Origin of the sequence: Shewanella sp. SR43-4, from assembly GCF_014163845.1 — a bacterium.
Classification (GTDB): Bacteria; Pseudomonadota; Gammaproteobacteria; order Enterobacterales; family Shewanellaceae; genus Shewanella; species Shewanella vesiculosa.
This window is the reverse complement of the sequence record NZ_JACJEB010000005.1, coordinates 21769-35473: the sequence shown is the minus strand read 5'-3', so window position 1 is coordinate 35473 and position 13705 is coordinate 21769. Positions and strand designations below refer to the sequence as shown.

13 protein-coding genes and 1 riboswitch are annotated in these 13705 nt (G+C 41.3%); of the genes, 11 read left to right on the top strand and 2 right to left on the bottom strand.

Annotated elements, in window-relative coordinates; genetic code table 11:
- Positions 1-326: 326 nt before the first annotated feature.
- The 11 genes from H5123_RS06860 (at position 327) to H5123_RS06810 (ending at position 11675) form a co-directional block, all read left to right on the top strand.
- The gene (locus H5123_RS06860; protein ID WP_182697461.1) at positions 327-1040 is read left to right on the top strand and encodes a histidine phosphatase family protein; all 714 of its coding nucleotides are present in this window, start codon (positions 327-329) and stop codon (positions 1038-1040) included.
- A 120-nt stretch (positions 1041-1160) separates the two neighbouring features.
- Positions 1161-1297, top strand: a riboswitch (cobalamin riboswitch).
- A 78-nt stretch (positions 1298-1375) separates the two neighbouring features.
- Positions 1376-2185, top strand: a complete 810-nt coding sequence (locus tag H5123_RS06855; RefSeq protein ID WP_124015604.1) for an ABC transporter ATP-binding protein — start codon at positions 1376-1378, stop codon at positions 2183-2185.
- Positions 2178-3284 carry an iron ABC transporter permease gene (locus H5123_RS06850; protein WP_182697460.1) on the top strand — a complete coding sequence of 369 codons (1107 nt, stop codon included), beginning with the start codon at positions 2178-2180 and terminating at the stop codon, positions 3282-3284. Before H5123_RS06855 ends, H5123_RS06850 begins: the two co-directional genes overlap by 8 nt.
- A gap of 86 nt (positions 3285-3370) precedes the next feature.
- Complete coding sequence (gene cobT / locus H5123_RS06845; protein WP_182697459.1) at positions 3371-4426, top strand: nicotinate-nucleotide--dimethylbenzimidazole phosphoribosyltransferase; 1056 nt, start codon at positions 3371-3373, stop codon at positions 4424-4426.
- Positions 4427-4435: 9 nt separating this feature from the next.
- Positions 4436-5221, top strand: a complete 786-nt coding sequence (locus tag H5123_RS06840; RefSeq protein ID WP_124015607.1) for an adenosylcobinamide-GDP ribazoletransferase — start codon at positions 4436-4438, stop codon at positions 5219-5221.
- Positions 5221-5751 carry a bifunctional adenosylcobinamide kinase/adenosylcobinamide-phosphate guanylyltransferase gene (gene cobU, locus H5123_RS06835; RefSeq protein ID WP_182697458.1) on the top strand — a complete coding sequence of 177 codons (531 nt, stop codon included), beginning with the start codon at positions 5221-5223 and terminating at the stop codon, positions 5749-5751. The genes H5123_RS06840 and cobU overlap by 1 nt, the downstream gene beginning before the upstream one ends.
- Positions 5751-7319, top strand: a complete 1569-nt coding sequence (locus H5123_RS06830) for a cobyric acid synthase (RefSeq protein WP_182697457.1) — start codon at positions 5751-5753, stop codon at positions 7317-7319. The genes cobU and H5123_RS06830 overlap by 1 nt, the downstream gene beginning before the upstream one ends.
- Positions 7316-7954, top strand: a complete 639-nt coding sequence (cobO, locus tag H5123_RS06825; protein ID WP_124015610.1) for a cob(I)yrinic acid a,c-diamide adenosyltransferase — start codon at positions 7316-7318, stop codon at positions 7952-7954. Before H5123_RS06830 ends, cobO begins: the two co-directional genes overlap by 4 nt.
- Positions 7955-8167: 213 nt before the next feature.
- Positions 8168-8797, top strand: coding sequence for a TnsA endonuclease N-terminal domain-containing protein (locus H5123_RS06820; RefSeq protein ID WP_182697456.1), 630 nt, complete (start codon positions 8168-8170; stop codon positions 8795-8797).
- Complete coding sequence (locus H5123_RS06815; RefSeq protein ID WP_182697455.1) at positions 8794-10647, top strand: Mu transposase C-terminal domain-containing protein; 1854 nt, start codon at positions 8794-8796, stop codon at positions 10645-10647. Before H5123_RS06820 ends, H5123_RS06815 begins: the two co-directional genes overlap by 4 nt.
- Complete coding sequence (locus H5123_RS06810; protein ID WP_259395601.1) at positions 10644-11675, top strand: TniB family NTP-binding protein; 1032 nt, start codon at positions 10644-10646, stop codon at positions 11673-11675. Before H5123_RS06815 ends, H5123_RS06810 begins: the two co-directional genes overlap by 4 nt.
- On the opposite strand, the gene H5123_RS20775 is transcribed toward H5123_RS06810, so the two are convergent.
- Both H5123_RS20775 and H5123_RS06800 read right to left on the bottom strand, forming a co-directional pair.
- The gene (locus H5123_RS20775) at positions 11657-13057 is read right to left on the bottom strand and encodes a DEAD/DEAH box helicase family protein (RefSeq protein WP_182697454.1); all 1401 of its coding nucleotides are present in this window, start codon (positions 13055-13057) and stop codon (positions 11657-11659) included. The two genes, H5123_RS06810 and H5123_RS20775, sit on opposite strands and share 19 nt — an antisense overlap.
- Positions 13054-13581, bottom strand: coding sequence for a hypothetical protein (locus tag H5123_RS06800; protein ID WP_182697453.1), 528 nt, complete (start codon positions 13579-13581; stop codon positions 13054-13056). Before H5123_RS06800 ends, H5123_RS20775 begins: the two co-directional genes overlap by 4 nt.
- Positions 13582-13705 lie beyond the last annotated feature (124 nt).

Sequence of the window (13705 nt, the reverse complement as noted above, 5' to 3'; positions counted from 1 at the left end):
ATTACAGCTACTACAGGCAATTTTTGGTTGCTACTGTAGATCAGAGCTATTGCTCATAATGATGACCTTTTATATGCTGACCTGTTAAGATAGTATTTTGGACATATAAACGTATAGACGTCCATAGTACGCGAATTTTTACCGCTAGAGCAAGGCTGATTTAAGCTCAATGAGGCGCAAGTTGATTTAATTTGATTTACTCGATAGCTGGATAAGTAAGTTAACATCAGAATAGTTAATTAAATTGAGGGTACATTTGCTCTGTGTTAGCAGTGCAAGGCACTGTTTGATAAATGTTTATGACTCTCTAACTGAGGTTTATGTCAATGAAGCGAGCCAAGATAATATTAATGCGCCATGGTGAGTGTGAAGGTGGAGGGATATTCCGCGGCCGCACCGATGTGAAGCTTACCGATATTGGTATGACGCAAATGCAGCAAGCTTTTATCGAGCAGCAATATCCGATTAGTCATGTATTTAGTTCGCCGTTGTTGCGTTGTCAGTTATTTAGCCAAGCTTTATCACAGCAACTATCGTTACCGTTAACCACTTTATCTTCACTACAAGAAATTGATTTTGGTGTCTGGGATGGGCAATCATTTGATGCTATTTATCAGCAAAACCCACAACAATTTGATGCTTATTGGGATAACCCTTGGCTGGCACAAAATACACCAGACAAGGCTGAGTCGGTAACCGATTTTGCCGCACGAGTGGAAGCTGGCTTAATGACGGTCGTTGATGCTCTGTGGAGCTCTTTTACGCAGACAGATAGTGCTCAACAAAAGCCTAATGGTGACGATTGTCCCCATGCGTTAGTGGTGACTCATGGTGGCGTAATGCGCTGTTTAGTCGGATATGTACTCAATACAGGCCAATGTAGCGGATTATTCGCTAACCTAGCGATCCCCTATGCTGCTATTATGGTGCTCGATGTGTATTGGCCTGACGATGTTGATAATATTGATCGTTTTCAGCCGCCAATAAAGGATACTAAAACCGCTAAAGTGAGTTTTACCTTACATTGGCCTAAGACTTGAGAACCACCAGAGTCGTGTTATAGCGTTACTGTCATCGTCGTTATAGTCTCAATATCATGGTGTTAAAATGACTAGCTTAATATTTTTGTATTAACATCATGTCGTTAAGATGATTATCTTCAACACGATAGTTTAAAAAGTAGTGCCTTTCAAGGTATTGGGAATTGGGATAAGCCCAAACTGTACCCGCAACTGTAAATGGATCAATTAAGTATTGGTGCATAAGTCAGATACCAGCTTTGAATCGCCTCATTATCCATACCTAAGCGGGTGACTTAGGGGAGTGATTAAATCGATGTATGTGTTAATTAATTGGACATGGCGAGGTTACTTGCATGTCTGAGTCTGTATTAGATGTAAATCATCTTTTTTGGCAAGTCGATAATAAAATGATTTTGGCTGACATTCATTTCAGTCTGCCTAAAGGTCAAATGCTAGGCTTAATTGGCCCAAATGGCGCGGGTAAGTCAAGCTTGTTACGTTGCCTGTATCGTTACATTGTGCCCACTAGCGGCGATATTGCTATTTTTTCCAAACCCATCAGTGAGTTTTCATCTAAGTTGCTAGCGCAAAATATTGCGGTGGTACAACAAGATACGCCGCATTATTTTGACATGACCACCGAGCAGTTAGTGACCATGGGGTTAACGCCGCATAAAGGTTTGTTTGATCCTAATACCGTCCAAGACCGTGAGCGTGTATTAAGCGCATTAGCCAAAGTGGGCTTGCAGCAACAAGCACTGCAACAGTATGAACTGTTATCTGGTGGTGAAAAACAGCGTGCACTTATTGCCCGCGCTATCGTGCAACAACCGCATATTCTTATTTTAGATGAACCCACTAATCATTTAGATATTCGTTATCAAATTCAAATTCTTGAACTGGTCAAATCATTAGGCATTAGCGTTATCGCATCGATACATGATCTAAATTTAGCCAGTGCGATGTGCGATAAATTATTACTACTCGATCACGGACAGTTAATTGCTAAAGGCACTCCAACTGAAGTGCTGACCGAGCGACAAATTAGTGATGTGTTCGGTGTGTGCTGCGACATTAATGTTCATCCACAACACGCAAAACCCCTGATTAGTTATTTTTATGGTTACCAACCCAGCCACAAAGTGGGCCCTGATCATGATTGATGCATCCCAACGTCGCTACTATGTTTACTTCAGCTTGTTGGTTGTAGTTACACTGCTTACTCCGATTTTTGCCGCCAGTTTTGGGGCGGCCAATATTCATCTAAATGACGTATTAATGATATTTAATACCTTATTAGGCGGCGACATGCCGAGTGCGATTGATGGCAGTGAGCATGCAGTTAAGATAACTCAACGTATTGTGCTTGAATTACGCTTGCCGAGAATTTTATTGGCCTTTGTCGCCGGCGCTGGTTTGTCTATAGCGGGCAGTGTATTACAAACCGTGACCCGCAATCCTTTAGCTGACCCGTATTTGTTTGGCATTAGCTCTGGGGCGTCATTTGGTGCGGTGTTGGTGGTGTCGTTATTCAGTCAAACGGGTTTGTTTGCCGAGATGTTTTCAGGGGTATTTGCCCTAGCGCCAAACTTTACCGCACAACCTTGGTGGTCTTGGTCGACATTAAGTATTCCGATAGGAGCATTCATCGGCGCCAGTTTATCTGTGTTGGTGGTGTTTATGTTGTCAGGACCTGGTCGAAGTAGCCAAGTTGAACGTATGTTGTTATCCGGTGTGGCGACCTCGTTTCTGTTTGGTGCATTGACCAGTTTGTTGTTGTATTTTTCGACCCCACAGGCTGCGGCATCAGTGCTGTTTTGGAGTTTAGGCAGTTTTGCCAAAGCCAGTTGGTCTAACTTACTGTTACCGAGTGTAACGGTAGGGGTTAGTTTATTGATTATGTTGACCTTTAGACGACAAATCATGGCGCTGCAAGCGGGAGATGAAACCGCGCATACCTTAGGAATTAATGTCGCTAAATTGCGTTTAAGTATGTTGTTACTGTGTTCGCTTATTACGGCAATGCTAGTGGCAACGTGTGGTGGCATTGGTTTTGTCGGTTTAATGATCCCGCACACGGTTAGGTTATTGTTTTCTGGGCGTCAGCCGATGATCTTAACCGCGATGTTGGGGGGCTTATTTATGGTGTGGATTGATGTGATAGCGCGGTGTGTTTTATTTAATCAAGAATTGCCCGTTGGTATTATTACAGCAGCGTTAGGCAGTGTGTTTTTCTTGTTTATTTTACGTCAACGGCGCTAATTATTTAGACACAGGTATAAGAACTTTTATAAGAATTGCTATGCGCATCATGTTGAAATTTATTAGCCCAAGTTGTTGGAGTTGAAATGTTTGTTATAGAAGCCGTTAATCCAGATGTTGATGACATCATCCAGCATAAGATTAATCAAAAAACCAAACCGCTAGGGGCTTTAGGTCAACTAGAATCGTTGGCATTACAGGTTGCTCGGGTGCAATATAATGGCAATCAGCAGCGATTAAGTTCACAGCTGCAAATCACTAAGCCAACTATGTTAGTGTTTGCTGCCGACCATGGTATTGCCGCTTATGGCGTGTCGATTGCGCCAAGCGAAGTGACGACTCAAATGGTGCATAACTTTGTTCAAGGCGGCGCGGCAATTAACGTGTTTTGTCGTCAAGTCGGCTTTGAACTTGAAATTATTGATTGCGGTATATTACAACCGCTGACAGGGCAAACGAGCGTTATCGATCAGCGCTTAGGCGCTGGTACTCACGCTATGCATTTGTGTGCTGCTATGGGGCTTGAAAAAGTCGCCCAAGGGTTTGAGTTAGCTCGCCAGCTGGTTATGCGTCATGTTGCTGGCGGCTGTAATCTGATTGCCTTAGGTGAAATGGGCATAGGTAATACGTCTGCCGCGACGGCGGTAATGTCAGCAATGCTAAATATTGAAGTTGAGCAATGTGTTGGCCGAGGCACGGGCATTGACGATGCAACCTTGGTCACCAAAACACAATTAATTAATCAAGCTTTGGCATTGCATCAGCCTGCTTTAGTGTCTCCAGAGGCTATTTTAGCTCATGTGGGGGGCTTTGAAATCGTGCAAATGACTGGGGCTATTTTAGCAGCCGCAGAGCAAAAAATATTAGTGGTCATTGATGGTTTTATCGCTACTGCTGCAGCATTAGTTGCGGTAAAATTATCCCCACAATCAAGAGACTATTTAATCTTTGCTCACGAGTCGCAAGAGCAAGGACACAAGCTTTTGTTACAACAGCTACAAGCAACACCTTTGTTGTCGCTGGGATTAAGACTTGGAGAAGGCACTGGCGCTGCATTAGCCTTGCCGTTAATTCAAGCCGCGGTGCATTTTTACAATCAAATGGCCAGTTTCGATGATGCTGGCGTTCATAATGTCGTTTAAGGGTACAACATGTCTGGCGAGATAAAGTGGTTGCGGCAGTTAAATTTGTTTTTTGTGGCAATGAGTTTTTTTACTCGGATCCCCGTTCCATCATGGGTGGTGATTGATCGCGATAAATTGAATCAGGCCAGTCGTTATTTTGGTTTGGTCGGTTTAATGATAGGTTTGATTTGTGCGTTAGTATTTTGGTTAGCACAATTAATTTTACCGGCGAGCATTGCCATTCTACTGGCGATGGTGGCCGGTGTGTTGGTTACTGGTGGGTTTCATGAAGACGGCTTAGCCGACACCGCTGATGGCTTTGGTGGTGGTTGGACGGTAGAAGATAAGCTGCGGATTATGAAAGATTCGCGTTTAGGCAGTTATGGTGCTTTAGCCTTGGGGTTAGTGTTATTACTGAAATGGCAACTGTTAGTCGAGCTAGCATTATACAGCCCTATGGCTGCGGTAAGCGCTCTGGTAGCAGGTCATACCTTAAGTCGAGTGGTGGCTTCTAGCTTAATTTTTAGTGAACAATATGTTCGCGATGACGATAGCAGCAAATCTAAGCCTATTGCAGAAAACCAACAGTTAAACGATTTATTTATTTTGATTGCCAGCGGTATTTTTGTGTTGTTATGGCTTAACGGCGTGGCGGCATTTGTGTTGTTTATTACCTTGTGGTTAGTGCGTATTTTGCTTGGTGGCTTTTTCCGTAAACAGATTGGTGGCTACACCGGTGATACGTTAGGGGCAGCGCAACAAATCAGCGAAGTATGTTGTTACTTAGTTATTTTAGCGGTTGGGTTAAGCTAATGATTCATTTGGTGTTAGGTGGTGCGCGCAGTGGTAAGAGTCGCTTTGCTGAGCAATGCGTTGCTGAATACGCAGCGATTGGTTATCAATGCGTGTATTTAGCAACCGCGACCGCGTTAGACACAGAAATGTCGCAACGTATTCACCAACACCAACAAGATAGAGTATCCAGCCCCCATGGCTGGATACTGCACGAACAAGCTTATGATATTGCCCAGACCTTAGTGGCAATCGATAAACCCCAGCAAGTGATCTTGCTCGATTGTCTAACCTTATTACTTACCAATCATTTACTGCTAGATGATGGCGCTTCGTGGGCCATGCAAAAATCATTATTGCTCGACAGTTTGTCTGCATTGCAAAGTGAAGTGGTGTTAGTTAGCAATGAAGTCGGTTCGGGTATTGTGCCTATGGGCGAGCTCAACCGCCGTTTTGTTGATGAAGCTGGTTGGTTAAATCAAGCGGTAGCAGCGATATCTGACCAAGTGACTTTGGTGGTTGCAGGCCTGCCATTGCCCTTAAAAGCATAATGTCATTAGTTCATTCCACACCTGTAACAGGTGACCCCCTTTGCGGCGCATTAATGGTGCAAGGCACTACTTCCGATGCGGGTAAAAGCACCTTAGTGGCGGGGCTGTGTCGTTTATTTGCCCGTCAAGGCGTGAGCGTTGCTCCGTTTAAGCCGCAAAATATGGCGTTAAACAGCGCCGTAACCCTTGATGGTGGTGAAATTGGCCGCGCCCAAGCACTGCAAGCTATTGCTTGTGGTTTAGCGCCTCATACCGATTTTAATCCGGTGTTATTAAAGCCCAGCTCAGATACGAGCGCGCAAGTGATTATTCACGGTAAAGCCTTGTCTACATTAGAAGCTAAGGCCTTTTTCGGACCTCAGAGCCAAGGTTATAAAACCATGGCATTAGCGGCGGTAATGCAATCTTACACTCGCCTGCAGCAGCAATATTCCTTGGTGGTGACTGAAGGTGCGGGTAGCCCGGCCGAAATAAATTTACGCCAAGGTGATATTGCCAATATGGGCTTTGCTGAGGAGGCTGATTGCCCAGTAATCATTATTGCCGATATTGACAAAGGTGGTGTGTTCGCCCATTTAGTTGGTACGTTGGCATTATTAAGCCCGTCTGAGCAAGCACGGGTAAAAGGCTTTGTGATTAATCGTTTTCGCGGTGATATTAGCTTGTTGCAGTCTGGTATCGACTGGCTTGAAGCTTATACTCAAAAACCAGTATTAGGCGTATTACCTTATTTGCACGATCTGCATTTAGACGCTGAAGATGCATTAATTGATAACCCTCAAAGCACGCTATCGACCGCATTATCTGCCAGTCAGCGTTTGTATGTGTTGGTATTAGTGTATCCAAGGATCAGTAATCATACCGATTTTGATCCACTGCGTTTACATCCACATATTGATTTTCATTATGTGACTATGCAGAGCATGGCTCAAGCATCTGAGTGGCTAGCCGCGGATTTAGTCATATTGCCTGGCAGTAAAAATGTGCGTGCAGATTTAGCTTTTGTGCGCGAGCAAGGTTGGGACGTAGCCTTGAAAAAGCATTTACGTTACGGCGGTAAAGTCATCGGGATTTGTGGCGGTTACCAAATGCTCGGTGAGTGGATTGATGATCCCTTAGGTATTGAAGATAACGTTGGTTGCAGTGACGGATTGGGCTTATTACCGATTACTACCGTACTAACTGCTAGTAAAACCTTAACTCAAGTAAGGGGCCACTTACGTTTACAAGGCCAGCAGGTAGAGTTTAGTGGTTATGAGATCCATTGTGGTGAGTCTTCACTTACAGAGAATATAACTCAGCCGTTATCGATTGAACAATATGCCGATCAGCCCATGCCAGTTACTAAGCTTGATGGCATGGTGAGCAATGACCAACAAATTTTAGCGACTTACGTGCATGGATTATTCGATCATCCCGCTGCATGCCAACTTATTTTGCAGTGGGCCGGCTTAGAGAGTCGCCATGCTATTGATATTAACCAGATCCGCGAGCAGCAACTAAATCGTCTTGCCGACGTGTTAGAAGCGCATTTGGACTTGAACACATTGAAAGGAATAATCTCATGACAACTGATAACCACGATAATGAACAAGCTAGCACTATTGATGCAAACAAAGCTGAACGTCATAAAGCCCGCCAACAGAAAGTTAAAGTGGGTGTTGATGCCAAAATTGCTGCTGCTCAAGATGAGAAAGGTATTTTGTTGGTGTTAACTGGTAATGGTAAAGGCAAATCAACCTCTGGTTTTGGCTCTGTGACGCGCGCTGTGGGTCATGGTCATAAAGCCGCGGTAGTGCAATTTATTAAAGGCACTTGGGCTTGTGGTGAGCGTAATTTACTCGAAGGTGCTGGTGTACCATTTCATGTCATGGGCACCGGTTTTACTTGGGAAACTCAAGACAAAGAAAAAGACACCCAAGCTGCCATGGAAGCTTGGCTCGAAGCTGAAAAACTCCTTAAAGATGAATCGATCAACATGGTGTTGTTAGATGAATTAACTTACATGGTCAGTTATCACTATATCGAACTTGAGCGAGTATTAACGGCGTTAAGAAATCGCCCAGCGATGCAACATGTGATTATCACTGGCCGCGCTTGTCATCGTGACATTATTGAGTTAGCTGATACCGTAAGTGAAATTGTTCCGATAAAACATGCGTTTAATGATGGCATTAAAGCGCAGTTAGGGTTCGATTATTAATCATTGATGTTGTCGCTGAAAGCATACATTGACATAATATAACCATAGTCTGACAAAATTAAAGCATAAATTGACATAAAAATAGTTTTTGTAATTTTTTTACAAAAACTATTTCTATTAGTATCATATGTTTAAGATAAGTTTAAAGCATAGTTTGACAAATTTTAAAGTGATTGTACACTAAATGTACTATCAATGACTTGAGATTCGCTCATGTATATTCGTAATTTACGTAAGCCATCACCCAACAAAAACGTCTTTAAATTCGCCAGTGCAAAAGTGCGCGAAACGATAATGTGTGAAAGTACATTGGAGTTCGATGTGTGTTTTTATCATGAATATAATGAGGCTATCGAACATTATGGTAGTCAGCCTGAAGGCTTTGAATACAGGTTCAAAGGTAAAAATTTACCTTACACTCCAGATACTTTAATTCGATATGTTGATCAAACGGAAAAGTACCATGAGTACAAGCCTTATAGCCTTGCTTGTGATCCCATTTTTAGAGAAAAATTTGCAGCCAAACAAGAAGCGTCTTTAAAATTAGGTATTGAACTTATCTTAGTTACCGAAAAGCAAATCAGGATAAATCCTATTTTAAATAATCTTAAATTGCTCCATCGTTACTCAGGTATTTACGGAATAAATGTAATTCAACATGAATTGCTTAAGTTTGTTCAAAAATCTGGGTGCATTACTCTTAAAGATATTTGTTCCGAATTTAAATTGACGCCAGGAGTGTCTCGTTCTTTTTTATGTTCTCTGATTCATAAAGGTATTTTAAAGACGGAGCTTTATAGTGATGATTTAACACTTAACCCTACAGTATGGCGTCCTTCGTGAAAGATTTCTATGATGAGTTCAATGAGGAAATCATTCCAACAAAACCAAATACTCCAATTCAATACGTCAAGCTAGATGATTCAGAATTAGTTAAGCGCGATCTTGATACTTTCCCTGACTTCCTTAAAGAAAAAGCTCTCGATAAATACAAACTAATTAGTTTTATTGAGCAGGAAAACTCAGGGGGCTGGACGCAAAAAAAACTAGATCCAATTCTTGATAAACTATTTGAAGGCAATAGAGACAAGCGGCCTAATTGGCGTACCGTGGTTCGTTGGCGTAAGAGTTATATTGATAGTAATGGTGATTTAGCCTCTTTGGTTGTTAAGCGCCATAAAATGGGTAACCGAAATAAGCGAGTGGAAGGCGACGAGATATTTTTTGAGCGAGCATTATCTCGTTTTCTAGATGCCAAAAGACCGAAAGTGACAACTGCCTACCAGTACTATAAAGATTCCATCACCATTGAGAATGAAACAATTGTGGATGGGCAAATCCCTATTATCTCCTATACAGCCTTCAATCAAAGAATAAAGTCACTGCCACCTTATCCAATAGCTGTCGCCAGGCATGGTAAGTTCAAAGCTGATCAGTGGTTTGCATATTGCTCTTCTCATATACCGCCCACTCGGATTTTAGAGCGAGTTGAAATAGATCATACGCCACTCGATTTAATTCTACTCGACGATGAATTACTTATTCCCCTCGGAAGGCCTTACCTGACTCTAATCGTTGACGTCTTTAGTAATTGTGTTTTAGGTTTCCATTTGAGCTACAAAGCTCCTTCTTATGTTTCAGCAGCAAAAGCTATTGTGCATGCGATAAAACCTAAAGCTCTGAGCAATGTGGGAATAGAGCTTCAAAATGATTGGCCTTGTTATGGGAAGTTCGAAACTCTGGTTGTTGATAATGGAGCTGAGTTTTGGTCAAAGAGTTTAGATCATGCTTGTAAAGAAGCTGGTATAAATATTCAATATAACCCCGTGCGCAAGCCATGGTTAAAGCCGTTTGTTGAGCGTTTTTTTGGAATGATTAACCAATATTTTTTAACCGAACTCCCTGGGAAAACCTTTTCAAATATTCTAGAAAAAGAGGACTACAAACCTGAGAAAGACGCCATTATGCGTTTCTCGGTATTTGTTGAAGAATTTCATCGTTGGATTGTTGATATTTACCATCAGGACTCAGACTCTCGTGATACACGTATACCAATAAAGCAGTGGCAACATGGTTTTGATATATATCCACCGTTACAGATGGGCGTAGAGGATGAAGAGCGTTTTAATGTGCTGATGGGTATCACTGATGAAAGAACGCTAACTCGAAATGGTTTTAAATTCGAAGAGTTGATGTATGACTCCACCGCATTGGCTGATTATCGTAAGCACTATCCACAAACTAAAGACTCTATAAAAAAACTGATTAAGATAGACCCTGATGATCTCTCTAATATCCATGTTTACCTAGAAGAGTTAGAGGGGTACCTCAAAGTACCTTGTACTGATACTACTGGGTATGCCAATGGTTTGAGTCTGCATGAGCATAAAGTCATTAAGAAGATTAACCGTGAAATTATACGCGAGAGTAAGGACAACTTAGGTTTAGCTAAAGCCCGTATGGCAATCCATGCTCGAGTACAGCAAGAGCAAGAACTCTTTAATGAATCCAAAACGAAAGCTAAAATCTCTGCAGTAAAGAAGCAAGCTCAACTCGTCGATATCAGTAACACCGGTCAAGGTACTATTAGGCTTGAAAAAAGTGACACTCTTTCAGTAATAACCAACAAACTGGAGCTGAATATTAGTGATATCCTCGGTAACTGGGATGATGATATAGAGGGATTTGAATGAATATCTTAACCGCTCATCAGATGGAGCAATTGGGCAGGTTTAATGATTGTTTTGTCATGCATCCTCAAGTTAAGGTCATTTTCAATGATTTTGATGATCTAAGGTTAAATCGAAACTTTCAATCAGACCAACAGTGCATGTTGTTGACCGGAGATACAGGAGTAGGTAAAAGTCATCTGATTAACAACTATAAAAAACGAGTGTTAGCTAGTCAAACATATAGCCGTACTTCTATGCCGGTATTAGTTACCCGGATCTCAAGTCATAAAGGTCTTGATGCGACTCTGAGGCAGATGTTAACTGATTTGGAATCATTTGGCAGCCAACAACGAAAAGGGCAGAATTATAAAATAGATTTGAAAACTCAATTGGTTAAAAATTTAGTTCGAGCGAATGTAGAGCTACTTATTTTCAATGAATTTCAAGAGTTAATAGAGTTTAAAACACCTAAAGAGCGTCAAACAATAGCTAATGAATTGAAATTCATCAGCGAAGAAGCAAGAGTTCCAATTGTCTTAGTTGGCATGCCTTGGACTGAACAAATCGCTGAAGAACCACAGTGGTCATCTCGCTTAATACGTAGAAGAAAGCTTGAATATTTTAGCCTCCAAAAAGACAGTAAATATTATCGTCAATATCTAATAGGCTTAGCCAAGCATATGCCCTTTGATGAGCCTCCCAAGATTGAAGATAAACATATTGCTATACCATTATTTGCAGCCTGCCGAGGTGAAAGCAGGGCATTAAATCATCTACTATCAGAGACATTAAAACTTGTAATGGTGAATGGTGATCGCAGTCTTGATATTAGGCATTTAGCTCAAACTTATAGAAAACTATATGAGAGTCAGGAAAGTGAGACTACTTCGGTTTTTTTTAACCCTTTTCTTGAGCCGCTAGATAAGGTCCTTATTTCAGAAGTTGTTAAGCCATCCCGATATAACCCCAATGCGATGACCCCTGATGATATGTTGATTAAGCGCGAGTTTTCTGTGCCAAGTACATTAGCTCAGCTACTCAGTAAATGAGTATCAAACATTCTTACTATTTGTTCTTTATATCCGCCTAATAAGGCCAAGTTGTAGTGGTTTTCTTGTTCAATATCACATAGGTGTGGTTGTATGCTAGGTTTGGTTGATAGCGATAAACCTGAGATTTGCAGGTTAGTGCTATTGTCATGATTAAGTTCGGTTGATCTTGAGTTATTCGATAGTGCTAAATTTAGTTCTTGCGACTCAGTTTGTTCAACAATCACTGAGTTTTCCGGTAGATCTTGATCGATCCTATAAGCAAACTCAGTAAGGCTAGCTTCAGCTAAGGTAAATAACCAAGCTTTTTGAACCTCAGCGGAAGTGACTCTTAATATACGGCCTAATACTTGGCGATAATGCATTTCGGTTTTGATGCGACTCAGGTGACAACATACCTGCAGCCGTGGAATATCTGTCCCTTCTGAGATCATACCAACACTCACTATCCATTGAGTATCGTTCTGTCTAAAGGCTTCAATAGTGTGTGAAGGATGCTTCAACTTAGAAGTGACAATACAGGCTGTTTGTTTAAAGTCTGCAATAAGGATTTGGTATAACTGTTTAGCATGTTTGATTGATGAAGCAACAATGAGCCCGCCAGCTAAGGGATTTTCTTGACGTATTTGTTCTAGTTTTTTAATACCTTGGCTCAGCATGTAATGCATCACCTGTTGATTATTAATTAATGCCTTATAGCTGAATCCAGACCCTTTTAATAACTCAGCAATAGATGAAAACGTTTCTGACTCTAGATCAACATCTAATCTTATTTTGTCATTATCAATGAGCGCGATATTCGGCTGACGACATACGTTATCCTCTATTGCCTGCTTTAATCCATAGCTAAAATCACAGTGGATTGTATTATCTGGTTCAGTGAATCGCGAAAGTACTATAGGGGCCTTATCTGAGCGCCAAGGTGTACCAGAAAGCGCCAAAGTATAAGCTGCATTATATTGAATGTTTAACAGCACCTCCTCACCCCAAGCATTGGCATTAGTTAGTAGACTGCCCTTTAAGTGATGTACTTCATCCATAATCACAAACACTTTATGAGTACGCAAAAGCTGCCAGAATGCTTCTGTTAATGAGGGCATAAACTGATAGGTATAGACACTACCAATTGCTCCCATAAGTCCATCAAAGCGTTTATTTAAGCGTTTAGAGAAAGTACTTCTAATGCTATCGTTGACTTCTGAAGATGGAGAAAAACACAGTACAAAGTCAATTTTACCCATAGCAATAAGTCTTGCGGCTAGTTCTGCCGCCATAATAGTTTTACCCGCACCTGGTGTAGCTAAACACATAAAATGACTTTGAGTTTGATATCGTGCTAACGCAGCATCAACGCATTGGCTTTGCCATTGTCTTAACTTCACTGTGATAAGCCTTTAAAGTCGTTAAGACAAGACTCTACAGCCTTAATCTTCCCCATCAGGGTTGAACTTTTATTGCGAGCATTCATGTATCTGGGATAAAGCCTAGGTTTTGAATTTGGGATTTCTTCAATAAGGCGTTTAAACTCTTCAGCCTCCCCAATGTATCCAAGTAAATCAACCTGGTATTGATTGAGTGTAGCCTTAAGTCGCGTTAATTCTTGAGAGCTGGCAGATGTCGTTACTGTCGTTTTCATGCGCGCTTTACTGGGCACTAGCTGTGACTTATCAAACAGTGCTGTTTTAAAATAAATATGCTTTTTTCCCTGATATTTTTTCTCTAAAAATCCAACATTTACCAGTTTTGCGCAAGCACGACGAACCAACTGATCTATATCTTTTGGCGAAACAGAGGAATTTATCTTCATTATCAAATTTTTTATCTGAGTAACAGTGAACTGATGAAGCTCTGCGGCAATGAGAATACTAAACAAAGTTTCATTTATACGGATTAATTTTATAGTCACGATTTTTACCAATAGTGTTTATTTTCAATGTTTAACGAGCCACTCCATGACATTTTTTACTTTTAAATCAACGGTACCTTCATTGATCTATAACTTGATATGACTTAGCTCAGATAAAAACTTG